General features: G+C 40.0%; 21 protein-coding genes. 9 read left to right on the top strand and 12 right to left on the bottom strand.

Annotated features, from left to right (window positions below; genetic code table 11):
• The first annotated feature begins 33 nt into the window (after positions 1–33).
• The 3 genes from FZF08_RS01265 (at position 34) to FZF08_RS01255 (ending at position 3507) form a co-directional block, all read left to right on the top strand.
• Positions 34–1008 carry a glycosyltransferase family 2 protein gene (locus tag FZF08_RS01265; protein ID WP_159466806.1) on the top strand — a complete coding sequence of 325 codons (975 nt, stop codon included), beginning with the start codon at positions 34–36 and terminating at the stop codon, positions 1006–1008.
• Positions 1009–1057: 49 nt separating this feature from the next.
• A complete protein-coding gene (locus FZF08_RS01260) occupies positions 1058–1669 on the top strand; it encodes an inorganic pyrophosphatase (RefSeq protein ID WP_159466805.1) in 612 nt (203 codons plus the stop codon).
• Between the two features lie 242 nt (positions 1670–1911).
• A complete protein-coding gene (locus FZF08_RS01255) occupies positions 1912–3507 on the top strand; it encodes a peptide chain release factor 3 (protein ID WP_159466804.1) in 1596 nt (531 codons plus the stop codon).
• Between the two features lie 199 nt (positions 3508–3706).
• On the opposite strand, the gene FZF08_RS01250 is transcribed toward FZF08_RS01255, so the two are convergent.
• The 4 genes from FZF08_RS01250 to FZF08_RS01235 form a co-directional block, all read right to left on the bottom strand.
• The gene (locus FZF08_RS01250) at positions 3707–4069 is read right to left on the bottom strand and encodes a hypothetical protein (protein WP_159466803.1); all 363 of its coding nucleotides are present in this window, start codon (positions 4067–4069) and stop codon (positions 3707–3709) included.
• Between the two features lie 70 nt (positions 4070–4139).
• Positions 4140–4883: a DUF3307 domain-containing protein gene (locus FZF08_RS01245; RefSeq protein WP_159466802.1), complete on the bottom strand. Its 744-nt coding sequence runs from the start codon at positions 4881–4883 to the stop codon at positions 4140–4142.
• A 1-nt stretch (position 4884) separates the two neighbouring features.
• Positions 4885–5520 carry a hypothetical protein gene (locus FZF08_RS01240; protein WP_159466801.1) on the bottom strand — a complete coding sequence of 212 codons (636 nt, stop codon included), beginning with the start codon at positions 5518–5520 and terminating at the stop codon, positions 4885–4887.
• A gap of 109 nt (positions 5521–5629) precedes the next feature.
• Positions 5630–5917 (bottom strand): hypothetical protein, encoded by a 288-nt coding sequence (locus tag FZF08_RS01235; protein ID WP_159466800.1) that lies wholly within the window; start codon positions 5915–5917, stop codon positions 5630–5632.
• Positions 5918–6098: 181 nt separating this feature from the next.
• Between FZF08_RS01235 and FZF08_RS01230 the strand changes: the two genes are divergently transcribed.
• Together FZF08_RS01230 and FZF08_RS01225 are read left to right on the top strand one after the other, a co-directional pair.
• The gene (locus FZF08_RS01230) at positions 6099–9128 is read left to right on the top strand and encodes an amidohydrolase family protein (protein ID WP_159466799.1); all 3030 of its coding nucleotides are present in this window, start codon (positions 6099–6101) and stop codon (positions 9126–9128) included.
• Between the two features lie 47 nt (positions 9129–9175).
• The gene (locus tag FZF08_RS01225) at positions 9176–10501 is read left to right on the top strand and encodes an amidohydrolase family protein (RefSeq protein ID WP_159466798.1); all 1326 of its coding nucleotides are present in this window, start codon (positions 9176–9178) and stop codon (positions 10499–10501) included.
• A 105-nt stretch (positions 10502–10606) separates the two neighbouring features.
• On the opposite strand, the gene FZF08_RS01220 is transcribed toward FZF08_RS01225, so the two are convergent.
• The 6 genes from FZF08_RS01220 to FZF08_RS01195 form a co-directional block, all read right to left on the bottom strand.
• Positions 10607–11449 carry a S1 RNA-binding domain-containing protein gene (locus FZF08_RS01220; RefSeq protein WP_159466797.1) on the bottom strand — a complete coding sequence of 281 codons (843 nt, stop codon included), beginning with the start codon at positions 11447–11449 and terminating at the stop codon, positions 10607–10609.
• Positions 11450–11608: 159 nt separating this feature from the next.
• Positions 11609–12940, bottom strand: coding sequence for a TolC family protein (locus FZF08_RS01215; RefSeq protein WP_159466796.1), 1332 nt, complete (start codon positions 12938–12940; stop codon positions 11609–11611).
• Positions 12941–12981: 41 nt separating this feature from the next.
• Positions 12982–16077, bottom strand: coding sequence for an efflux RND transporter permease subunit (locus tag FZF08_RS01210; RefSeq protein WP_159466795.1), 3096 nt, complete (start codon positions 16075–16077; stop codon positions 12982–12984).
• A 36-nt stretch (positions 16078–16113) separates the two neighbouring features.
• Entirely contained in the window at positions 16114–17223 is a 1110-nt protein-coding gene (locus FZF08_RS01205; RefSeq protein ID WP_159466794.1) for an efflux RND transporter periplasmic adaptor subunit, read from the bottom strand.
• A 153-nt stretch (positions 17224–17376) separates the two neighbouring features.
• A complete protein-coding gene (locus FZF08_RS01200) occupies positions 17377–18627 on the bottom strand; it encodes a chorismate-binding protein (RefSeq protein WP_159466793.1) in 1251 nt (416 codons plus the stop codon).
• A gap of 59 nt (positions 18628–18686) precedes the next feature.
• On the bottom strand, positions 18687–19112 hold the full coding sequence (locus FZF08_RS01195) for a hotdog fold thioesterase (protein WP_159466792.1): 426 nt from the start codon (positions 19110–19112) through the stop codon (positions 18687–18689).
• A gap of 83 nt (positions 19113–19195) precedes the next feature.
• On the opposite strand from FZF08_RS01195, the gene FZF08_RS01190 reads away from it, so the two are divergent.
• The 4 genes from FZF08_RS01190 (at position 19196) to FZF08_RS01175 (ending at position 22832) form a co-directional block, all read left to right on the top strand.
• On the top strand, positions 19196–19840 hold the full coding sequence (locus tag FZF08_RS01190) for a histidine phosphatase family protein (protein ID WP_159466791.1): 645 nt from the start codon (positions 19196–19198) through the stop codon (positions 19838–19840).
• Between the two features lie 104 nt (positions 19841–19944).
• Positions 19945–21018, top strand: a complete 1074-nt coding sequence (locus FZF08_RS01185) for a sensor histidine kinase (RefSeq protein ID WP_159466790.1) — start codon at positions 19945–19947, stop codon at positions 21016–21018.
• Positions 21019–21102: 84 nt separating this feature from the next.
• Positions 21103–21837 (top strand): LytTR family DNA-binding domain-containing protein, encoded by a 735-nt coding sequence (locus FZF08_RS01180; RefSeq protein ID WP_159466789.1) that lies wholly within the window; start codon positions 21103–21105, stop codon positions 21835–21837.
• Between the two features lie 185 nt (positions 21838–22022).
• Complete coding sequence (locus FZF08_RS01175) at positions 22023–22832, top strand: DUF3298 and DUF4163 domain-containing protein (RefSeq protein ID WP_159466788.1); 810 nt, start codon at positions 22023–22025, stop codon at positions 22830–22832.
• A 1-nt stretch (position 22833) separates the two neighbouring features.
• Here FZF08_RS01175 and radC read toward each other — a convergent pair whose 3' ends face one another.
• Together radC and FZF08_RS01165 are read right to left on the bottom strand one after the other, a co-directional pair.
• Complete coding sequence (radC, locus tag FZF08_RS01170; RefSeq protein WP_159466787.1) at positions 22834–23538, bottom strand: RadC family protein; 705 nt, start codon at positions 23536–23538, stop codon at positions 22834–22836.
• 70 nt (positions 23539–23608) lie between these two features.
• On the bottom strand, positions 23609–25144 hold the full coding sequence (locus FZF08_RS01165) for a hypothetical protein (protein WP_159466786.1): 1536 nt from the start codon (positions 25142–25144) through the stop codon (positions 23609–23611).
• Positions 25145–25195 lie beyond the last annotated feature (51 nt).

Here is a 25195-nt window from a genome sequence, read left to right as displayed (position 1 = left end):
CGGGTGTGCAGGTATCACCCTAGTACATAATTCATGACCAATTCAGCAATTCAAATATCCGTTGTCATCCCGCTTTTCAATGAAGAGGAGTCTTTGCCAGAGCTTAGCGAGTGGATTGCGCGCGTGATGAATGAAAATAATTTCACATACGAAGTCTTGTTCATTGATGACGGAAGCAAAGATCGCTCCTGGGACGTTATAGTCGATTTATCGCTGAAAAACCCGAATATCAAAGGGCATCGTTTTGTTCGTAATTATGGAAAAACAGCTGCTTTACAAACTGGTTTTCAGGCGGCCCGTGGGGATGTGATCATTACCATGGACGCGGATTTGCAGGATAGTCCGGATGAAATTCCGGAACTTTACCGCATGATCAAAGACGATCGTTACGATCTGGTTTCAGGTTGGAAAAAGAAACGATATGACCCGATTACGAAGACAATCCCTACCAAAATATTTAATGCAGCAACACGCGGAATTTCTGGTGTGGAACTGCATGATTTTAATTGCGGATTGAAAGCATACCGGAAAGAGGTTGTTAAAAATGTTACCATTTATGGGGAAATGCACCGTTATATTCCCGTTATTGCCAAATGGAACGGTTTTGGTAAAATCGGAGAAAAGGTAGTCCAGCATCAGGCGAGGAAATACGGATACACAAAATTTGGCCTGGAAAGGTTTGTTTTTGGCTTTCTGGATTTGCTTTCGATTGCTTTCGTCAATAAATTTGGACGTCGTCCGATGCATTTATTTGGAAGTCTTGGAACGCTTATGTTTTTTCTTGGAAGTCTTATCGCTTTCTGGCTTCTTGGGACGAAAATTTATAAAATTTACATTTCTCATGAACAATACCGGAATGTGACAGAAAATCCTTTGTTCTTTCTTGCCCTGGTAGCAATCATGGTAGGATCACAATTGTTTCTGGCTGGGTTTCTTGGAGAACTTTTTGTAAAACAATCAATATCAAAATCAGGCGATTATCTGATTTCAGAAAAAGCAGGAGAATAAAAAGAGAGATTAGATAATTTAAATAAGATCATATACCTATTACCTTATAATGAACGCAAACGTACATAAAGCCCATCCCTGGCATGGAATTCCGATGGGAGAAAATGCACCAGATTTAGTCACTGCATTTATTGAAATCGTTCCTACGGATACCGTTAAATACGAAATTGACAAACAAACGGGCTATTTGAAAATTGACCGTCCACAAAAATATTCCAACATTGTTCCGGCTCTTTACGGTTTTATTCCAAAAACCTATTGCGCTGACAAAATTGCTGAACTTGCAAGAGAAAGATCAGGCAGAGACGTTACCGAAGGTGATGGCGATGCATTGGATATTATCGTTTTGTGTGAAAAAATTATTTCTCACGGTGATATCACATGTCAGGCGAAACCAATTGGTGGAATTCGTTTGATCGATGGTGGCGAAGCAGATGATAAAATTATTGCCGTTTTGAAAGGTGACGAAGTTTATGGTGCTTATTCAGACATCAGCGAATTGCCAGCAGGTATTGTTGAACGTTTGAAACATTATTTCCTTACTTATAAAAACCTTCCAGGCGAAAAAGCGCATATTGAAATTACCAATGTGTATGGCCGCGAGGAAGCGCATGAAGTAATCATGACTTCTGTTGAGGATTACAAAGATTCTTTCTACTGAATACCACCGTTACCCCAGGTAATGATGAAGGTCGGTGATGAAAATAATCATTAAGCTGACTGACAGTTAATAATATAGCCGCTCCGGATACGGGCGGCTATGTTTATTTGTATCTTTGTGGGAATTTTCAGAATTAGAATCCTTTCGTATCCGTATTGTTCAGCATTCTATTTGATTTTTACAAAGTTAAGATTCAGTTTTACAGACTGTTAAAACAAAATTGCGGATTATAAAATATCGTAATGAGTAATATAGAAGAAATAAAAAAACGGCGAACCTTCGCGATCATTAGTCACCCGGATGCCGGGAAAACAACTTTAACTGAAAAACTTCTTCTTTTTGGAGGAGCTATTCAGACAGCCGGTGCGGTTAAATCCAACAAGATTAAAAAAACGGCAACTTCAGATTTCATGGAAATTGAGAAGCAGCGTGGTATTTCGGTTGCAACTTCGGTAATGACTTTTGAATACCGCGATTTGCTGATTAATATTCTTGATACACCCGGTCACAAGGATTTTGCAGAAGATACCTATCGCACACTTACGGCCGTCGATAGTGTAATTCTTGTTATTGATTGTGTGAAAGGGGTAGAAGAGCAAACGGAAAGGCTTATGGAAGTTTGCCGGATGCGCAATACGCCGGTAATTGTTTTTGTAAATAAACTTGACAGAGAAGGCCGGAATCCGTTCGAGTTGCTTGATGAGCTTGAAACGAAACTCGGAATCCGTGTGCGTCCGCTTACCTGGCCTATCAATATGGGGGCAGATTTCAAGGGCGTTTATAGTTTGTTTGAACAGAAGTTATATTTCTTCAAAATCAATAAAACCAAGATTGAAAGCAACGTGGTTGAAATTGGTCTTGAAGACGATAAACTGGAAGAACTTCTTGGCTTAAAAGATGCTGTTCAATTGGTTGAAGATGTTGAACTGGTTGATGGTGTGTATGACAAATTCTCAAATGAAGCTTATGCTAGTGGACAACTGGCGCCGGTTTTCTTTGGTAGTGCGATTAACAACTTTGGTATAAAAGAATTGCTGGATACTTTCTGCGAGATTTCTCCGCTTCCTCAGCCACGTCCAACAGACGTAAGAGAAGTAGAGCCGACAGAATCAAAATTCAGTGGATTTATATTTAAAATACACGCCAATCTTGACCCTCGTCACAGGGACCGTATCGCGTTTTTGAGGATTTGCTCAGGTAAATTTGAGAGAAGAACTTTCTATCACCATGTTCGGCTAAACAAAGATGTTCGTTTTGCGAGTCCGTTTACCTTCATGGCTTCTGATAAAAGTGTGATGGATGAAGGTTTTCCGGGTGATGTTGTGGGGTTGTATGATACAGGAAATTTCAAAATCGGTGATACTTTGACCGAAGGAGAAAATCTGAATTTTGCAGGTATTCCAAGTTTTTCTCCCGAGATTTTCAAGGAATTGATCAATCTGGATCCAATGAAATCAAAACAATTGGAAAAAGGTATTCAGCAACTTACAGATGAAGGTGTTGCGCAGTTGTTTAATCTGGATTTAGGTAATCGTAAAGTGGTAGGAACCGTTGGGGAACTTCAATTTGACGTAATTCAATACCGTCTGGAACATGAGTACGGTGCAAAATGCCGCTGGGTTCCAATGAATATTACGCGTGCATGTTGGCTTACCGCAGACGAAAAATCTGCAATGGATGAATTTATTCGTTTAAAAGGAAATCAGATCGCTTTTGACAAAGACCGCAACCCGGTTTTCTTTGCCGAATCAGACTGGATGATTCGTATGAATCGTGAAAATAATCCGAAGATACATTTCCATTTTACATCTGAGTTTAAGACGGAAGTGGCGTTGTAAGGTAATTTGTAGCGACGAAATAATTGGATAGATGTAATAAGCAAGAAATAGAAAACCCAAAGGGTTGACATTATTATAGAATGGATTTGAGATTAATTCTCTTTCCAACCCTGAAAGGGTGTCATAAAAGTTAAAAAACTCCTTATTACTATATTTTACGGTAATAAGGAGTTTTTTAACTTTTTTATGGCATTAGGTTTTAGTTTCTTGGCCCTCTTCCCGCTCCGCCATTTTTACGACGTTCCTCCATCGCAGTTTTGTATTTTTCCTGTTGCTCAGGCGTTAATACTTTTTGTAATTCGGTGTTGAACACATCCATGGATTCCCTCATCTTAGACCGGTCTGAGTCCTGGGAATTTCTCATTTCTTCCATTTTCTGAGCGCGTGTTAAATTCAGGGTATACACCTGTTTTTGCTGATCTGCGCTAAGTCCAAGTGTCTCGGTCAAATTTTTAGTCTGGTTTTCAGCCCTTGCTTCTGGTGTCATTTTAGCCATATCGCGTTGTGCGAAAGCTGTAAAACCTGCGAATGCCATTATGATGGCGATTATTCCTCTTTTCATTGGTTTTAAAGTTAAGATACCGAGCTTAGAGAGGAATCAATGAAGAAGGTTTAACGGGATATGAAATTATTTAATAAAATAATCTTGCGGCCAGCGCGGTACTTATTGCTGCGGTATAACTCATTAATGTTCCAACAAGAATATATTCCGATTTTTTGCTGATGTAGGTTGGGGGGATTTCACCGGCAGCTGCTTTGTCATTATAGCGTAAAAGTGATTTTGCAGCGATTAAAAATCCAATCGCTGAGTATTGACTTAATAAAACGAAAACAAATATTAATAATCTTTCAGACATTCCTATCCAGCGGCCTGCATTGGCAAGGTTATCATCGGCATGGGGTAGGAGCTTGTCTAGCTCATCCCGCCATGGTTTTGTAAGCATACCAACCAGGAATGAAACGGGAGAGAGAACCAGAAATGTTCCGGTTAAAATGGCAATGATTTTAGTGTTGTGAAACCAGTCTTTCAAATGAATAAATTCTATGGAAATGGTGCTCGTCAGGATAATTGCTGTAATGGCAATAGTAAGCAGGTGAGCAATTTGGTCGCCTATAAACCAGCTTGTTGTTCCTTTCCTATCAAATTCAAGTTTGACAATATCGATGAGTCCGTGAACGAAACCGATGACAATGGCAGGAACCGGATTTTGGAAATGCGCCAGTAAAATGTAAGAAGTTATAATCACTACGCCTACATGAGCATACAAATATTTGGACCGAAAGGATTTTTCTCTTTTATCCAATACCCACGCTGTGGGCTGCCAGTAAAAATCAGCTAACACATGTGCGAGCAATAGCAGCAGGAACTCAATCATATCATTTCATTTTGGTGTATAGTGCGAGATGTTCAGGGAATGTACGAAGAAAATGTTCGATTGCCCACCATTTGGATGATGTAATACGTTGGCTGACTGCTGGCTGACTTATAGACAGTTGCGTAACAATTTCGGAAATATTCTTATTTTGAATAAGTGCTGCAACGACTTCGCTTTGTGCCGGTGTCCAATTTTCTATTAAGGTTTCCAGTAAATCCAAAATAGCATTCAAAGGCTCTGAGTTTTGAGGAAGAGCAATACCAATTCTTGCTTTTTGTTTTCTAATGTTGTCAGCTAAATGTCCTGATAGCCGGAAGGCTTCTCCGTCAGAAGTTCCGGGTCTATCAGTCAATAAATCGATTGTCCCGATACCAATAGCAATTCTTAAATCGCTTTTTGGGGAATAGGATTTTATAATTGTCCGGGATAAAACCGCAACTTTTAACGCATCCTCCGGATTTTTCAATACACCTTGAAAGCTATCCCCGCGGTAAATTTCGGGTGCTAATAGCCATTTAAATGGATCTTTTTTGAGGATGACAATTAATTCATTCAACCATTTCCCGGTTTGTTCCGTTGAAAAATGGGTTGAATTAACCATATCTGCGGTTATAACCGCCTGATTTTTCTTTTTCATATAAGGTAAAAAGCTTATAATAATCAAATATAAGGTTTTTACCTTATAATATAGTTTTATAAGCTTTTTTACTTATAAATATAAAATATAAGGTTTTAGCCTTATATAATTACAACAAGGATTCAACCAAAAACTCCCATTCTTCCTTTAAAGAACCTTTAAAAACATCCGCGCCGGCGCGCCGGTACCAATATCCTGCGTTCCAGGTATCACCTTCAACCCGGTGCAAATAAGCATGTAGACGATCATATGCCTTGGTTCCTTCCTGACTTTGCGCAATGTCATGAGCGGCTTCCCAGTTTTTATTTGCATCATACCAAAGAGCTTGCAAAATCACTGAAATACCTAGTGGTGGTTCAGTTTGTGACAGGCTGGATTTAAATTGATCGTAAGTCATATAAGTAGCGATGCGTTAATTGAGATACAAAAAAACAAAGCAATATTGAAATTCCAAGTACGGATTGCACAGATAATACATTAAATCGTTGTTAGACCCATATTTAGTGTTTTCATTGTATATTGTCTGAACATTCCCTTATTATCAATAAACGGTTATCTTTTCCAAAACTCCTATTTCTATGATGAAAAAATTATCAACGTTAGTGTTTGGACTGACCTTAACTTCGTTGTGCCATGCCCAGGAAACTTTTCCTCGCAACGGTACTTATGATGAAAGAACAGGACGGTACGCATTCACGAATGCAAACATTGTTGTCGATTCAAAAACTACAATTCCTAACGGCACCCTGCTGATCGAAAACGGAGTAATCCGTGAAGTGAGCAAACAAGTAAAAATTCCTGCCGGCGTTGTGGTGATCGACCTGAAGGGAAAGTACATTTATCCATCTCTGATTGATCTGGATTCCGATTATGGAATGCCGGAAGTGAAAAATGAAGCACGTGGCCGTGGACGCCAGACTCCTCAGCTGGAATCAAATAAAAAGGGTGCTTTTGGCTGGAACCAGGCCGTACAACCAGAAAATGATGCGAGCCAGGTTTTTAGTCCTGACGCAAAAAAAGGCGGTGATTTACGTAAAATCGGATTTGGAACGGTATTGACTTACTCACACGACGGAATCGTAAGAGGAAGCGGTGCGGTAGTAACACTTACGGATGAATCGGCAAACAAGGCACTTTTGAACGGAAAGGCTTCTGCTCATTTTTCGTTCAGCAAAGGTACGTCCGGACAAAATTATCCTTCTTCGGGAATGGGCGCTGTTGCACTGCTTCGCCAGAATTATTATGACGCCGACTGGTATGCAAAAGGTGGAAAAACCAAGGAAACGAACCTGTCGCTGGAAGCTTTCAACCAGATCAAAACGTTACCTTCATTTTTTGAAACCAATGATAAGTATAGCCTGCTTCGTGCAGACAAAATCGGTGACGAGTTTGGTACGCAATATATAATCAAAGGTGGTGGTGATGAATATCAGCGTCTGGAAGAAGTGAAAGCGAGCAAGGCCACCTTGATTTTGCCATTGGATTTTCCAGCGGCTTATGACGTTACGGATCCCTGGGACGCAGATGCAATTTCAGTCGCTCAATTAAAACATTGGGAAATGGCACCAGCTAATCCTTCTGTTCTGGCTAAAAGTGGTGTTTCCTTTGCTTTCACAGCGGCTGATTTAAAGAACAAATCTGATTTCTGGTCTAAAATCCGTTCAGCTATTGAATACGGTTTGCCAAAAGAAAAAGCATTGGAAGCTCTGACGACCACGCCTGCCCGTTTGATAAAAGCAGAAGGCCAGGTAGGAAGTTTGAAGGCTGGTATGCTTGCTAATTTCCTGATCACTTCGGATGATTTATTCAGCAAGGATAATGTAATTTATGAAAACTGGATTCAGGGAAAGAAATTTATTCTTGCTCCAATTGATGCTCCTGATCTTCGTGGAACGTATTCGTTTTCAATCAATAAAGCGGCAACCGGAAAGATAGAAATATCAGGTTCTGTTGAAAAACCTGATTATAAAATCACGATAAAAGATACGGTAAAAGTTACGCCAAAAGTAACGCTTGCCAACGACCTTCTGACGTTAACATATCAGCCTGAAAAGAAAACGCCCGGAACGGTGAGACTTACAGGATGGATTGCAGGAAAAGGTTTGGCAGGAGAAGGTGTAATGCCGGATGGTTCGCCGCTAACCTGGAATGCTATTTTGACGGAACCTTACAAATCCGTTGCCAAGAAAGATACAGCAGTGGCTAAAATTAAGGAAACCGGCCCGGTACTATATCCTTTTGTTGGTTTTGGAAACGAACAGCTTCCAAAATCTGAAACAGTATTTGTAAAAAATGCTACGGTTTGGACCAATGAAAAAGATGGTATTTTACAAAATGCGGATGTAATTATTCAAAACGGAAAAATCTCGAAAGTTGGAAAAGGATTATCTGCTCCGTCCGGTGCGCGTACTGTGGATGGAACGGGAAAACATCTGACAAACGGAATTATTGACGAACATTCACACATTGCTTTGTTCGCTATCAATGAAGGATCTCAGACGAGTTCTGCGGAAGTTCGGATGAGTGACGTGATCAATCCTGACGACGTGAATATTTATCGTCAGCTTGCCGGTGGTGTTACCACTTCGCATTTGCTGCATGGTTCTGCCAATGCTATCGGTGGACAAAGTGCTTTGGTGAAATTGAAATGGGGTGCTACACAAACGGAAATGTTGATACCGGAGGCAAAAACGATCAAATTTGCTTTGGGTGAAAACGTGAAACAATCCAACTGGGGCGATGTGGCCCGTGTTCGTTTCCCACAAACCAGAATGGGTGTTGAGCAGGTTTATTATGATCACTTTACCCGTGCAAAAGAATATGCAAAGGGATGGAAAGAGTATAACGGCGCTGGAAAGAAAACGGCCCTGGAAGTTCCCCGCCGTGACCTTGAACTGGAAGCATTGGCTGAAATTCTTGACAACCAGCGTTTCATTACCTGCCACTCTTACGTTCAGTCGGAAATAAATATGCTGATGCACGTAGCGGATTCATTGAATTTTCATATCAATACCTTCACCCACATTTTGGAAGGCTACAAAATGGCTGACAAAATGAAAGCCCGTAATATCGGCGGTTCAACGTTTGCTGACTGGTGGGCTTACAAAATGGAAGTGAAAGAAGCGATTCCCTACAATGCCGCCCTGATGTATCATGAAGGTGTTACTGTTGCGATCAACTCGGATGATGCGGAAATGGCCAGAAGATTAAATCAGGAAGCTGCAAAAACCGTAGTGTTTGGTGGCGTACCGGAAGAAGAAGCATGGAAAATGGTGACATTAAATCCTGCAAAACTTTTGCACGTGGATAACAGAATGGGAAGTATTAAAGTTGGAAAAGATGCAGATCTTGTTCTTTGGAGCACACATCCTTTGTCAATTTATGCACGTCCGGAATTCACGATGATTGAAGGAACTGTTTATTTTGATCGTAAAGAAGATGTAGCAAAACAGACAAAAGTAGCTGCGGAACGTGAGCGTCTGATCCAGAAAATGCTGAGTGATAAGGCAGATGGTAAACCAACACAAAAAGCGCCAATGACTATGCCTCGTATGTGGCACTGTGAAGATATCATCGGAATTCATGCGGAACATGAGGAAGGAAAATAAAAGATTTCTAATTTATTTTTCATCCTTTATTCATTCAAAATTGTCTTATGAAAACAAAAAAATATAATAAGCTGAATACATGTTTGCTAGGTTTGGCAGCAGTTTTTTGCCTTAACACCGCAGGTTTTGCACAAAATCCTGCACCAGCGAAACCGCAAACAAGGCCAATCATTTTGACGGGTGCAACCATTCACCTTGGAAATGGTCAGGTGATAGAAAACGGTGCAATTTCTTTTGATAAAGGAATCATCACGCAGGTAGGACCGGCCGCTTCTGGGAGCACAAATAATGTGGAGGTGATCGATGTAAAAGGAAAGCACATTTTTCCGGGTATTATTTCCATGAACACGACCGTTGGTATTCAGGAAATTGCTTCTGTGCGTGCAACTTTGGATTATTCAGAAGTGGGTGAGATTAATCCTCATGTGCGCGCTTTGGTGGCTTACAACACAGATTCGGAAGTTATCCCAACTTTGCGTAATACCGGAATTTTATTATCACAAGCCGTTCCGCAAGGTGGAATTATTTCAGGGTCTTCTTCTGTATTTTATACCGATGGATGGAACTGGGAGGATGCAGTTTTGAAGAAAGATGATGGGATCTGGATAAACTGGCCGTCTTATTTGTCTACAAGTTTCAATTATGAAGATTTTTCAGTCTCGTTGAAAAAGAATGAAAAGCGTCAGGAAACGATTGATTTATTTAGAAGCACATTTTCCGATGCAAAAGGGTATGCAGGAATCAGCAAACCTTCCCCGATGAATATTCGTCTGGAAGCGATGAAGGATATTTTTGCAGGAAAAGCCAATCTCTATATCCGTGCGGATTATGCAAAGGATATTATAGAATCGGTAAAATTTGCCCAGGAATTCGGGATTAAAAAGATTGTTATTGTTGGCGGTGATCAGTCAAATAAAATAACAGCGTTTTTGAAAGAAAACAATATTCCGGTTGTTTTAAACCAATCGCACCGACTTCCAAATGCAACTGATGAAGATGTTTATCTACCTTATGAATTGCCTGGAATTTTAACCAAAGCTGGTGTAAAAGTGGCTATCAGTTATTCTGACGAATGGTGGAGAACGCGTAATCTTGCGTTTTTGGCAGGAACTTCTTCCGGTTTCAGTGATATTAAACCTGAGGAAGCATTACAGCTGATCACAAAAAATGCCGCTGAAATTATGGGCATTGATCAGTATGTAGGAACGCTGGAAAAAGGAAAACAAGCGTCACTAATTGTAACAGGTGGAGATTTGCTTGATATGCGTGGAAATTCTGTTTCCATGGTATTTATCAAAGGAGGAAAAGTAAACCTGGACGACAAGCAAAAACGCTTATACGACAAGTACAAAGAAAAATACGGTCAAAAGTAATTTAGGTTACACAGAGTTTTAAGAGTCAAAAAAGAGGGCCACAGAGAATTTTTTATAAATCTCTGTGGCCCTCTCCTTTTTCTCCGTGGTTCTCTGTGTGACCTATTATTCTCCTTCTACCGAATATATTCCATCGGTAGCTATTCGGATCAATCCTTGTTTGTATAGGCCGCCGATTGCTTTTTTGAAGACTTTCTTGCTGATTCCAAGCACTCTGTTAATATCTTCCGGCGCGCTGCTGTCGGATAAATTCAGATAGCCGTTATTTTTTTTCAAATCGTCCAGAATCCGCTGTCCGGTAGGTTCTACTACGTTAGCGTATCCTTGTTTTTCCAGACTGATATCCAGTCTGTTTTCGTCTCTGATCTTTTTGATATATCCTTTAAGGCTATCGCCAACACTTAGCGGTTTGAAAACCTCGTTGGCGTATATCAATCCTTTATGAAACTGGTTTACAACAACATTGTAGCCCAAGTCTGTTTTTTTCCAAACAAGCAAATCTACTTCATCGCCTTCCTTAACCAGCAAACGTTCGTTTTCCAGATATCTGTCAAGCTTTGTCGTGGCAATCAGGCGGGAAGTTTTCTGATCAAGATATAAAAATACCACGTGCCATTCATCTATTTCCATAGGCGTGGTTTGTTCTCTGAAAGGCACGAAAAGGTCTTTTTCCAAACCCCAGTCAAGAAATGCGCCGTGTTCGGAAACATCTTTAACTCTCAGATTTACAAATTCGTTACGTACAATTTTTGGTGTTTCCGTTGTAGCAACCGGACGATCCTCAGAATCGTTGTAGACAAAAACTTTAATGACATCATCAATCTGCATGTCATCCGTTTTGTATTTATTGGGAAGCAGTACTTCTTCACCCTCCACATCACCCAAAAAGAAACCTACGCTGGTATCACGAAGGATGGTGAGGTTGTTATATTTTCCTATAAAAAGCATTCTTTCTTATTATGTTTCATACAAAGGTAAGGGTATAAACCCGGATTTGCATTTTATTAATAAACTAACCTCTTTTCCTCTATTCTTTAAAGCATCAAACCACCCGAAAATAGCTTGGGTGGTTTGAAAATAGTATGTTGAAGGAAGATGAAATGCCAATTACATCAGTGTATTGGTCAATCTTTTTAATTCAATTTCCGAAGATTTTGCTGCGTAATTCAAATTTATCAAACGGTAACCCGCTTCTTCGAAACTGCGCTGTGCTTCTCTTACATCGATAATCGTCGCCTGAATTAGCTGGAAACGCTGTAATGTCAGATCAAGAAGCTGCTGGCTTAATTTGTAATTTGCTTTTTGGGACTCCAATTGCTCCAAAGAACTTCTATATGTCTGGAACATTTTCATCGCCTGCGAGGAATAATCACGTACCAAAACCTGTCTTTGAGATTTGGCAGAGTTAGAATTAATTTCTGCAACCTGCTGCTGGCGTTTAAAAGCACTGCCGTTATAAATAGGTACACTAAGCGTAAGACCGGCACTTGGGGCCGTCACCTTGTTTAAAAGAGTAAAACCAGCAGAACTTTGCGCACGGATATAATTGTATCCAAGGTTAAGCCGAACGGTTGGATATCGCAACGCAGCTGTTTCACGAACGATCAATTCAGAAATCCTGATCTGGTTGTCTGCCGCTTTTATATCAGCATTAACAGAAAGTTTTTCAAGAACGTTAGTAATATTGATTGTTTGATCAACTAAGATCGTGTCACGGATAGCAACCGGAGATTGTGGATCCAGTGCCAGCAATCTTAATAATTCGGATTTGGAAACATCAACGGCCAGCTGCTGATTTGTCAGAGTCTGGGTAAGTGTATTTAAATCAATTTGTGCCTGAAATAAATCAGCATTGTTGGCCATTCCGGCCATTTTTCTTACTTCAATAATTTCAAGACGTTTTTGCGAAGCAATGATAGAAAATCGTACTGTATTCATGTAGCTCAGCTGGCGGACAACGTCATAATAACTTGTCATCACGGCAGCAATTGTATTTTGGATCTGGGAATTTAAATATTCGCTGCTTTGACTTTGTAATTCTGCCAAACGTTTTTTTGTCGCCACAACTCTTTTTCCGTTGTATAAAAGAAGACTTGCAGTGATAGCTGCATTTGTATTATTCCCGTCTGCACCCCGTCTTTTTGTACCTGGGCCAGTTTGAAGTTCCTGCGTGATATTTTGAATTTGTTCAACATTGGAAGCCGTAGCCGTTACGGTAGGTAATCCGCCAGCCACTCCATAATTATTGAGTAATGTATTTGCTTCTACACCATTTTTGGCAATCTGTATTTCCAGACTGTTTTTCAAAGCGATAGCAATCGCATCGTCTAGCGTGATCAAAGAATCCGCCGGAACCTGATGGCTCATAGCAGAGCTTCCAGTCAGTAGTAGAAAAATTGCAATTTTAAAACTGTTGTTCAAATTTTTGAGCGGGTTCATGAAAACCTATATTGACTTATGATGATTAAACAATTTGTTTTTTAGACAGCAGCCGGAGCTTCTTCAACAGCCGCCAGTTCTTCTCTGTGTTTGTTATGTTTTGGAGATATAAATGTATATATCGCCGGAATTACAAACAATGTCAAAATCAGGGAAAATGTCAAGCCGCCTACAATTACAACACCCAGAGGTACTCGGCTGGTAGCCGCTGCACCAAGGCTTAGGGCAATTGGCAAAGCTCCAAATGCTGTTGCAAGGCTGGTCATTAAAATTGGGCGCAGACGCTGTGTTGCTGATTCAATAACGGCAGGCAATCGTTTCATACCATGTTCCCGTTTCTGATTTGCAAATTCTACAATCAAAATACCATTTTTCGTAACTAGCCCGATCAGCATGATCATACCGATTTGCGAGAAAATATTGATTGTTAACTTAAAAATAAACAAACTCAAAAGAGCACCAGCCAAAGCCAATGGTACGGTAATCATGATAATAAACGGATCTGTAAAACTTTCAAATTGTCCGGCAAGTACCAGGTAAACCAGTAATAAAGCCAGACCAAATGCGAAACTGGTATTGGAAGAACTTTCCTCGTAATCCCGCGAAGGTCCGCTTAATGAAGTCTGGAAAGTTTCGTCAAGTAATTTATTTGCGATCGTACGCATCGCTAACACACCGTCACCAACGGTTTTTCCTTCCACTAGGGAAGCCGAAATTGTGGCGCTTTTGTATCGGTTGTAGTGATAAAGCGTAGGAGGACCACTTTGCTCAACCATTTTGACAACGGCCGTTAATGGAATATTTTGTCCCCGATTATTTCTTACATATAGTTTTTCAATATCCGCTGGCTTGTCGCGATCTGCACGTTCAACCTGCCCGATTACCTGATACTGCTGTCCGTTACGAATGAAATAAGCCAAACGCCTTCCACTGAATGCGCCCTGAATTGTTGCAGCCACATCGGTAGTGGAAAGACCAAGATCACGCGCTTTCAAACGGTCGATCGTTAACTGAACTTCCGGTTTGTTAAACTTTAAGTTAGCATCGACATTTTGGAAGACAGGATCTTTCCGAGCTTCTTCCAGAAATTTTGGTAATACATCGGTCAGTTTGGCAAAATCCAGATTTTGAAGAATAAATTGTACAGGAAGCGCTCCACGTGAACCGATACCAACCGCAATAGTCTGTTCCTGAACTGCGAATATTCTGGCATTGTTAAATTGAGGCAGTTTTTTATTGAGTTCCATCGCAATATCATTCTGGCTTCTTTTTCTCTCACCAGATGGTACCAATCCTATACGTCCGGAAGATGCATTCATACCACCGCCTCCAAAACCGGGTGTAGATGAAAATACAAAAGAGCGTTCGGGAATGGAGTCATTCAAATAATTAATGACCTCATCAGAAATTCCCTGCATCTGATCAAAACTGGTACCTTCAGGTGCCGACATACTCAGACGAACACTATTGCGATCTTCCATCGGAGCAAGTTCACTTGGCAGATGTTTGTATGTGAAATATATTATTCCTACACATGCAAGAACCAGAATCCAGGCCATCCAGCGTACTTTGATAAAACCGGTAAGCATTCGGTTGTAACCATCTTCCATTCCTGTAAAAAATGGTTCTGTTTTATTATAAAACCATCCGTGACCAGCATCTTTGCGATTAAGGAATACGTTAAGGACCGGTGTAATGGTTAGTGATACGAAAGCTGAAATCAATACGGCCGAAGCTACTACAATTCCAAACTCCCGGAATAAACTTCCTACAAAACCTTCAAGGAAAATAACAGGTAAGAATACAACGGCAAGTGTAAGGGATGTAGAAATTACGGCGAAGAAAATTTCCTTACTACCTTCCAACGCCGCCTCTCGAATGGGGAGACCTTCTTCGAGCTTTCGGAAAATATTTTCCGTGACCACAATACCATCATCCACTACAAGTCCTGTTGCCAGTACGATACCTAAAAGTGTTAGGATATTGATAGAAAAACCGAAAAGATACATGACAAAAAATGTCGCGACTAACGAAATCGGAATATCGATCAACGGACGGACGGCAACGAGGAAGTTTCGGAAGAAGAATAAAATTACGATTACTACGAGCCCGAAGGAGATAATAAGTGTCTCTTCCACTTCCTCCACAGACTGACGTACAAGGCGGGTATTATCAATCAATACATTGAAAGTAATATCTGACTTATTCGATTTAGCAATCTCTGCAAGGCGTTTATTGAATTCTTCAGAAATCTTAACATAGTTGGCACCAGGTTGAGGGATTACTGCTAGTCCTACTGCGTAAACGCCATTATATTTCCAGCTCTGTTCTTCGGTTTCAGGTCCAAGTTCAACTTTTGCAACGTTACTCAGGCGAACAATTCCGGTACTGTCATTTCTTATGATAAGATCACTGAATTCTTTCTCGGAAGTCAGCCTTCCCATGGTACGAATGGTAAGTTCGGTTTCGTTACCGTAAATTTTTCCAGCCGGAAGTTCTACGTTTTCCGCATTCAGTGTTGTATTGATATCATTGAAGGAAACATTGTAGGCGCTCATCTGATCAGGATTCAGCCAGATACGCATCGCATATCTTTTTTGACCAAAAATGTTGATCGCACTTACTCCATCAATCGTTTGAAGACTTTGCTGTAAAACGTTTTCAGCATATTCACTCAATTCCAGCAAACCTTTTGAAGGACTTTGTACTGCCAAAAGAAGAATAAAATCACTGTTAGCATCTGCTTTCGCTACAACCGGAGGAGCATCAATATCCTGGGGCAAATTTCGCTGTGCCTGACTTACTTTGTCACGCACGTCATTTGCGGCAGCTTCAAGATCAATTTCAAGGTTGAATTCGACCGTGATATTACTTGCGCCAATCTGGCTCGACGAACTTATACTTTTAATACCAGGAATACCATTGATACTTTTTTCAAGTGGTTCGGTAATCTGGCTTTCAATGATATCGGCGTTGGCACCTGTGTAGCTGGTGCGGACGTTCACAATTGGAGGGTCAATGGCGGGGTAATCCCTCAGAGATAGAAAGTTATAACCTACTACTCCGAAAAGGATAATAAGCAGGTTCATAACCACGGCAAGTACTGGCCGGTTCAGCGATAATTCCGAAATATTCATAGGATGGTTGTCTAGGAAATGGGCAATTCAATGCCGTTATTCGGCTTTTGTTGAATTCAGGGTTTTTACTGCTCTCACTTTCACAGGCGCATCAGGACGGGCGAACAATACCCCGGAAACAACAATGGAATCTCCAACGTTGATACCACTTGTAACTTCCACAAAATCAGCCTTGCGAACTCCGGTTTGAATACTAACGAAAACGGCCTTTCCTCCTTTTACTGTTACTACTTTTTTATCCCGTGATTCAGGAATAATACAGTTGGTAGGAATCAGAATACTGCTTTTTTGAGCTCCTGCATTCAAAAGGACTTTTGCAAAGGAACCTGGGCTTGGATTTCCTGAATCCAACACCGACCTCACCGTAATATTTCTTGTCGACTGGTCAATTTTTGGTTCAGTCGCTATAATTCTTGCTTTTTGGATTGTACCTTTTTGATCAATAACAACGTCTACTGTGCTTCCTTTTTGAACAAATTGCTGATATACTTCAGGTACTGTAAAATCAATCCGTAAATTGCTCAATTGCTGCATGGTAGCAATAATTGTCATTGGAGATACGTAGGATCCTGCACTTACTTTTCGCAAACCAACCACACCTGTAAATGGTGCACGAATAATTGTTTTGTCAATTAAAGCCTGAGTATAAGCCATATCGGCTTTCAGGGAATTGGAGTTGTTAATCGCAAGATCATAATCGGCCTGGTTAACACCGTTGATAGCGATCAGTTTCTTCAACCGATCTTCCGTAAGCAAGGCGTTATCTAAAAGAATTTTAGATTTGTTCATCTGTGCTGTCAGGTCTGCACTATTGATTCGGCCAATAACCGTTCCTTTCTGAATGGTTTTTCCTTCCGGAACGTCCAGGAAAGTCAGCAATCCGCTTACTTCCGGATGTAGTTCTGCAAATTCATTGGCAACTACTGTACCATTTACTTCAACTTTATCACTTACATTTTCTCTTGCCGCGATGATTACATCAACGGTAGTAGGGGCAGATTTGCCATCATTTTTTTTGAAAGTATCCTTTTTTTCTCCGCACGAAAAAAAAACGGTGCTGAAAGCGGCTAAGAAAAGTGAAGAAAGAAAAGATTTTTTTAAACTAGATCGACATAGAAAATCAGGCCCTGGAAGAATGCAATTCATAGAGGTAGTACTATTTCAAGGAAATTTTAAATTATTAAATTGTTAGGAATAGTTAACAGTCAGAAACCGTGGAAGTTTCGTCAATGTTACGTAAATGTAATACCGCTTGGATAGTTTTCTACTATAAAAGTTTAATGCCTGGAAGTAATTTTTTTAAAATTCTTTTGCGATCACTTTTAAAAGCGTATCACATTTGAGTTCGGTTTCTTCCCATTCACGTTCCGGAATTGAGTCTTCTGTTATTCCGGCACCCGCATAAAACGTGGCAATGCCATCTTTAAGACGAACGGTTCTGAGATTTACAAATAAATTGCTATCTCCTTCAATCTGAACCGGTCCAAGAAATCCGCTATAAAAAGAACGGTCGTATCCTTCGATTTCAGAAATAAATTTTAAACTGGGGATTTTTGGAACTCCGCATATCGCAGAAGTGGGATGCAGCAGGCGCAGCATTACCGATGGAAGTTCCGGGAAATTGAGGGCATTGGTATCTACTTCAAAATCACTTCGAAGGTGATAAAGGTTTCCTGCCAAAACAGTTTTCGGGCCGGTTTCAAGATATTCCCTCAATCGAATTTTTTTAAAGCATTCAATAATATAACGGCTTACCAAAGCCTGTTCTTCAATTTCCTTTTGGCCCCATCGAATGTCATATTTCGCCAACAGATCTCCGTTCTCATCTTTGGCTTTTTGTGTGCCGGCAAGAGACATGGTTTTAAAAGTTCCTTCGGCTGTTTGCTGCACCAAGGCTTCCGGACTTGCCCCAAGCCATAGCTCTTTCTGATCGGGTAAATTAACAAGGGAAACAAAAGCGTGAGCATATGCTTTTGCCAATTTTTGAAAAGCTTTTGCTGGTTGAAAATGTTCGGTAAAGGAAAGTTCTTTTGTGCGGGATAAAACTACCTTATGAAACTGTTTTTGCTTGATAGCCGATACAGCAAGTTCTACCGTTCTTTCAAACCGTGCTTTTGTATCCTGATCGGGTAGGGTAGAAATTAACAAAGGCTGGTTACTGACATTTTCACTTATGTCGTTTTCCTTTATTTGAGATGCTAAATCAACTAGTTTTTTGATTTCCGGATGTTCTTCTCCAAGCTTGTTATCCAGGTGTTGAAGATGACCATTTTCTGAATAAACGGCAATAATATCCCCTTCCATAAAAAGGACATTTTCGTTTTCATTCCAATGAAATGGACTGATTATGAATCCTGATGAAAGTTTTTCAATATCCGGCTGGCAGCTGCGTATTCCTTCTCTGATCGATATTAATAATTTAATTTCACTGGTATAAGGAAGTTTCCACATGGCACATGGAAAGCCCAGTTCTTTTGCTGCTTTCCAAAGTTCTTCTGCTTCAAAACGTTCTAAAATGTACTGAGCCGTTCTAATTTGTGTCGAAATCATCTATTTAATCTTTAACAGGCCTAAACCTGCTCTAAATCCATAACTTATTTTTGTTGGAATTAACGGTTCGCACTCACAATGGCGACTGTCAAACGACTCACACAAACCAATTTGTCTTCCTCATTGGTGATTTTTATATCCCAGATATGTGTCGTCCTTCCAACATGTATAGGTGTAACACGTCCATAAACAAATCCGTTCTTTGCAGGCCGAAGATGATTTGCATTTATTTCAAGTCCAACCGCATGTTGATTATCCGGGTCTTTCAGGCATAAAAATGAAGCTATACTTCCCAATGTTTCAGCCAGAACAACGGACGCTCCACCGTGCAAAATTCCAAAAGGCTGGTGTGTGCGGTGGTCGACAGGCATCCGGGCCACAATATAATCTGTTCCTATTTCCAGAAATTCAATACCAATATGATCGGCAATTGTGTTTTTGCTAAAAGAATGAATGGCATCAAGAGAAATGGATGTTGTGAACATATAAAAATTGTATAAATTTGTACCTGCTATATTAGTCAAAAACAAGGTATTTGCAAAAATAATATTTAAATAATACAATTATTTTGAAAAGAAAGTCTATATATCTCATTCGCCACGGTGAAACTGATCTTAATCGTAGAGGAGTAGTCCAGGGAAGTGGTGTAAATTCTAGTTTGAACGAATGGGGAGAGGCTCAGGCGGCTGCTTTTTTTAATGCTTACCAGCATGTGCCTTTTGACAAAATATATACTTCTGATTTACAGCGAACGCACCAGTCGGTCCGCGGTTTTATAAAACAAGGCATTCCACACGAAAGTTATTCGGGTCTGAACGAGATTTCATGGGGACTTCGTGAAGGCAAAGAGCCCAACACGGGAGATACAAGTTATTACCGCGATCTTGTACTTGCCTGGAAAGCTGGGGATTTTGATGCAGCGGCGGAAGGTGGAGAAAGTCCGATCATGGTCCGTGACCGGCAGATTCCGGTAATAGAAACAATTCTATCCCGTCCGCACGAAAGAAATATTCTTATCGCCATGCATGGCCGTGCGATGCGTGTCCTGTTAACGATCCTTTTCAAAGAATCGCTGATTCATATGGATGATTATGAACACAGCAATTTGTGTTTGTATCGCATCAATTATTCTTATGATACCGGTCTTTTTGAAATGGAAGTAAAAAACGATACAACACACCTGCTTTCACTTGAAATTCCTCAAACCTTGTAGGAGACCGTTCGTGTAGGGGCAATTCCTTTGATGTATTTATGGCGGAAAACTGACCGGGCTTCTATACTTTTGTGGCTTAGTTATTCAGCTGTAACCTTTAATTCATGTCCAAAAGGAAAATTTACTGGACTTTACAAATTGTGGGCTGGACCGTGCTCATTATGTATGAGTTTGTATTATACACCCTTGAATACGGATTTGACCGTACCAATTTATACAGCAGTATTGCCAATATTCTTCTGGGTATTACCCTGACACACATTTACAGGCTTGTGATCCGTCGGTGGAACTGGTCTACGCTGCCGCTGCCAAGGCTTGCTTTGCGAGTGGTAGTATCTGTTTTATTTTTAGGTCTGATCATGACCGTGGTCAACCTTCCTCTTGATCGAAAAATTTTAGAGGAAAACCTGATGAACCAGCCTTTTGTCTTCTGGAATTATTATGCGGGTTGGTGCAAAAATCTTCTGGCGTGGATACTTTCCTACACCGTTTATCATTATGTTGAACAAAACCGTTTAACAGATTTTGAAAAGATAATGCTCAAAACCTCCATGCGCGAAGCAGAAGCAAAAGTGTTACGTTCACAACTTAACCCGCATTTTACTTTCAATGCACTTAATAGTATCCGGGCACTGGTCTATGAAGATCCGTCACGGGCACAAATTAGCATTACTCAATTATCAAACATTTTACGAAATTCACTTCTTGCGGATCGCAGGAAAACGGTGGATTTGCAAGAAGAGTTGAAGACGGTTGTAGATTATCTTGAACTCGAAAAAGTTCGATATGAAGAGCGTTTGCAATATACAATTGAATCCAATCCACAGGCAGTTTACTGGCAGGTTCCACCGATGATGTTACAGACTTTGGTGGAAAATGGTATAAAACATGGCGTATCAAAGCTTATGGGTGGCGGATTTCTGGAAGTAAAGTCCGATATTGAGGACGATATTCTTATTATTCAAATAAGGAATACGGGTACACTTAATAGTATTCCGGGTAATCTGGAGAATATGGATTCTGGTGGGGTAGGGTTGAAAAATACAGCGGAGCGACTTTCTATATTGTATGGTAAAGACGCATCATTCAGGATTTTTCAGGAAAAAGAGGGGGTGGTTTGCTCGGAAGTAAGGATTCCCACACTTTCTGATCAGATGCAGCTCTTGCAGGTTGACTAAACTGGCGACTTTGTAAGTCGCCAAATTTAAATTTTAAGTAACAATTCAAGAATTTTATTTAATAAACAATTCCCGAAAACCGCCATGAGAACTCTTATTGTTGACGATGAACGCCTAGCCAGAAATGAACTTAAAAGATTACTTGAACCTTACACTAAAATTGAAATTGTAGGAGAAGCTGCCAACGCGGAAGAAGCATTGGTGATGATTGACGATTTGCAGCCAGAACTTTTATTCCTTGATATACAAATGCCGGGTAAAAACGGTTTCGAGCTTTTGTCTTCAATAGAAGGAAAAAGTCCGGAGGTGATTTTTACAACGGCGTATGATGAATATGCAATCAAGGCATTTGAATTTAATGCGCTTGATTATTTATTGAAACCCATTGATTCGGAACGTTTAAGAGAGACAATCCACAGAATTGAAGAAAACCAGGCGCATATTGAAATCCCTGTTTCAAATCATGAAAGAGTAGAAAAAATTCTTGGTGAAAACGATCAGGTTTTTGTTAAAGACGGCGAAAAATGCTGGTTTGTAAAATTAGGAAAAGTAAGATTATTCGAATCGATGGGTAATTATGTTCGTCTGCATTTTGATGACCAGAAACCTTTGGTTTTAAAATCGCTAAATAATCTGGAAGAAAGACTTGATCCAGGGACTTATTTCAGAGCTAACCGTAAACATATTATCAATTTACATTGGATTGAAAAAATTGAACCCTGGTTTAGTGGTGGTCTTTTAGTGACTTTGCAAGGTGGAGATAAAATTGAAATTTCCCGTCGACAGGCGATCCGGTTTAAGGAGTTAATGAGTTTGTAGGCTTATAGAGTTTTTTTTACCCGTCGGACGGCGGAAAAAGCCGTCCGACGGGTTGCCGATTCAGAAGTTTTTCGAGCCGTCCGTCCGACGGTTTTTTTAACGTCGGACAGATAATAAAAACTTGGGAACAATTATTACACTTTAAGACTATTAAAATAAAAGCACTCATCAATCCCAAACTCAATATGCGTATTCTCTCAAAACTGTTAATATTAGGCAGCTTTATTTTCTTTTATGCGTGTACGCCTTCCACTAAAAAGGAAGAAGTTAATACGGGAATTAAAGCTGGGAAATTTAATAAAATGGAGTTTGGGAATTGTGATACAACACTGATAGGTGGGGTAAGTCTGATGATAAATATCTGGGAGCCAGCTTCTCAGGATACCGTTTCTGGCACGATTCGTGCTTTTTTAAATCAAAAACTGATCGACAGAATAAATGATTATGCAGATTCTGCGAGTATCGCTGCTCATCCGGGTTCAGATAATAGTATCAAAAATGCTTATGATGTTTTTGCTTCAAATTATACAAAATTCAAAACACAATTTCCGGATGCGCCAGGTTGCTGGGAAGTGGATTTGAAAGGAGATACGATTATGGTTTCCTCAAAAATCATGCAGTATCAAATGGATCATTATGCTTTTACAGGCGGAGCACATCCTAACAGTTTCCGGACCTATTATGTTTTCGATATACAGACCGGAAAGGAATTAGAATCATCGTCATTCATTGCTGATTCCGTTGCTTTGCTTAAAAAAGTAGAAAGATCATTCAGGAAACTTGAAAATCTGGCGGATACTACCAATCTTGAAAATGCAGGATATTTTTTAGCAAATCATAAATTTTTTCTACCTGCAAACTACGCATTTACGAGAGGAGGGATTTTCTTTTATTACAATCCATACGAAATTGCAGCTTACGCGCGCGGAGCAATCACGTTTACAATTCCTTATCAAGAACTGGAAGGAATTGTAAAAAAGGAATTGATTTTTTAGGCTAGAAAATTTTCTCGTCCACAAAACTTAGAAAACCTTTATCGGTGAAAATGATATGATCCAAAACCGGCAGGTCAAGTAACATACCACATTCTTTTAACTGTTTGGTAAGATTGAGGTCTTGTAAACTGGCGGTCAATTGACCCGAAGGATGATTGTGTACCAGGATAATAGAGCTTGCCATATGTTCCAGTGCTAGTTTAAACACTACTTTTGGATCGCAGACGGTTCCGGAAATTCCACCTACACTGACGGCGACGGATTTCATAACTTCGTTGGCACGATTAAGCAAAATAATCCAGAATTCTTCATGAGATTTGTCCTGGAGATGTTGCCTCATTTCATCATATACAGCTTGGGATGAGTTGATAATTCTGCGTTTGTCCGAAATATGATCCGTTCTTCTACGTCCAAGTTCCAGTGCAGCGAGAATAGTAATGGCTTTTGCTTCGCCGATTCCTTTATTCTTCATCAGGTCCTTCATTCCTTGTCTGGCAAGTTCGCTGATGTTATTGTTTACTGCATTCATGATTCCTTTGGCCACATCAACCGCAGATAACTTAACAGTTCCTGAACCTATCAGAATGGCAATTAATTCGGCATTGGACAAGGCTGCTTTCCCTTTCAAAAGTAATTTTTCGCGGGGTCGGTCTTCTTCTGCCCAACTTCGAATGGTGGTCGGATTGTAAGGATTATCTTCGGACATAAGGAAATTTTAGTCCCTATGACGAAGAAAAAGTTGTTTGGTCATGTAAAAACCTGCGTCCTGTTAACTTTTATTCCCCTAATTCAGTCAGTGCAGCTTTTGCCTTATTATCGATGCTATTTTTATATTCATGTTTTTTGTACGACATGGCTTTTTTGAAATAGCTGATGGCCAGGGTGTTGTTCTTTTTATCCCGGGTAATATAACCCATTTGTAAGGCAGCAGAAGGACCAAAGGTGAATGAAGTGCCCTGAGTCAAAAATATCGCCCGGTCATAATAGGGTATCGCTCGATCAATTTGGTTCATTTTTTGCAGAATCCGGCCTTTACGATAATTCAGCTCCGCTTTATCGCCTGGCGTCGAAAATGATTTTTCAGTATAATTATCAATAAAATCCCAGGCTTCTGTCAGATATCCTCCATCAGTTGAGTAGCGGGCTTTATAAAGTACTTTTTGATCCGGTAATAATTTTCCATCAGCATATTCTTCCGACAAACGCTGCGCAAATTTATCACCTTCCACAATCGTACTTCCTTTGCTGCCGGCAAGTTTGATGTAAGGAATTGCATCAGCATCACGATCGGCTAGCCAGCGGCTCATGAAAAGTTTCAGATTACTGTCTTTGATGAAGTTGACACCTTTATATTTCTGCTGAAATTTTGAATAAAAGAAGAAAGCGATATCATATTTTCCTTTTTGCAAAGCTATTTCCCCACGCAGATAGTCAAGAAACGGAAATGGCAAGTAATCATCGCCGTTGGGTGCATAGTTAAGATAGTAAAGTGCATCTTCGCTTCTTCCTTCTTTCATCAAAATGGTTGTAGCAAAAAAGTGAAGCAGCAAATTATCCGGCTGACTTTTTGGTAATTGTTGTATCAAAGTTCTCTGTGCATCACTAAGCTGCAAAGTATAAGCATGCAAAAGAAGATCGATTAGTTGCGCTTCTTGTTTGAAAAATGGCTCTTCACGCTCTACAAACTGTATTTCTTCAATGCCTAACTTAATGTTTCCCTTTAAGCCCAGAATTTTGGTTACCCAGGTATAATTGTCAGGAACAGAGCCGATTAATACATGTAAAAGCCCCAGAGTTTTTAATGAAGGATTGAACGCCGGGAATTTTTTTCTATTGTCCTGTAACAAGTTATAGGCCTTGATGATATCCCAGGAAGCACTTACTTCATTTCCGAATTTCATTTTAATAAATGCCCAGTGCATTCTGATTTCGGCCTGGAAGAAACGTTTGTACGGCGAAGAGTTAGAAAGTTTGGTAAGATCAAGCAAGCGGCTATCCTCTTTTTTACTCCATTCTTTAAAAGCTGTTTTATCTTCTGAAATCAGGAGATAATGCAAATCTGCATAATTGTCAAGATAAGTAATAAAAGCGTTTTCAGGATCAGCTTTTCGTTCCTCTTCAATCAATGCGCGGGCAGGTTCAATGCGCAATTTTTGAATTTCGAAATAAGCCTTCTGCAATTTCGGAGTAAAACGAACATCATGACTAGTTGTGGCTTTTATTTGTAAGCTGCTCAAAAACAGTATAATAAATAAAAAAATAGTTGCCTGAACTTTCAATGTAAGCTTGTTAATGATTTTATATTCTTTCACTGGATTATTTAGGAGACAATTAGTGCTGGTCGTGCAAATTTAAGAAGAGAA

Origin of the sequence: Dyadobacter sp. 3J3 (assembly GCF_009801115.1) — a bacterium.
Lineage (GTDB): Bacteria > Bacteroidota > Bacteroidia > Cytophagales > Spirosomataceae > Dyadobacter.
This window is presented reverse-complemented; position numbering and strand designations above follow the sequence as displayed.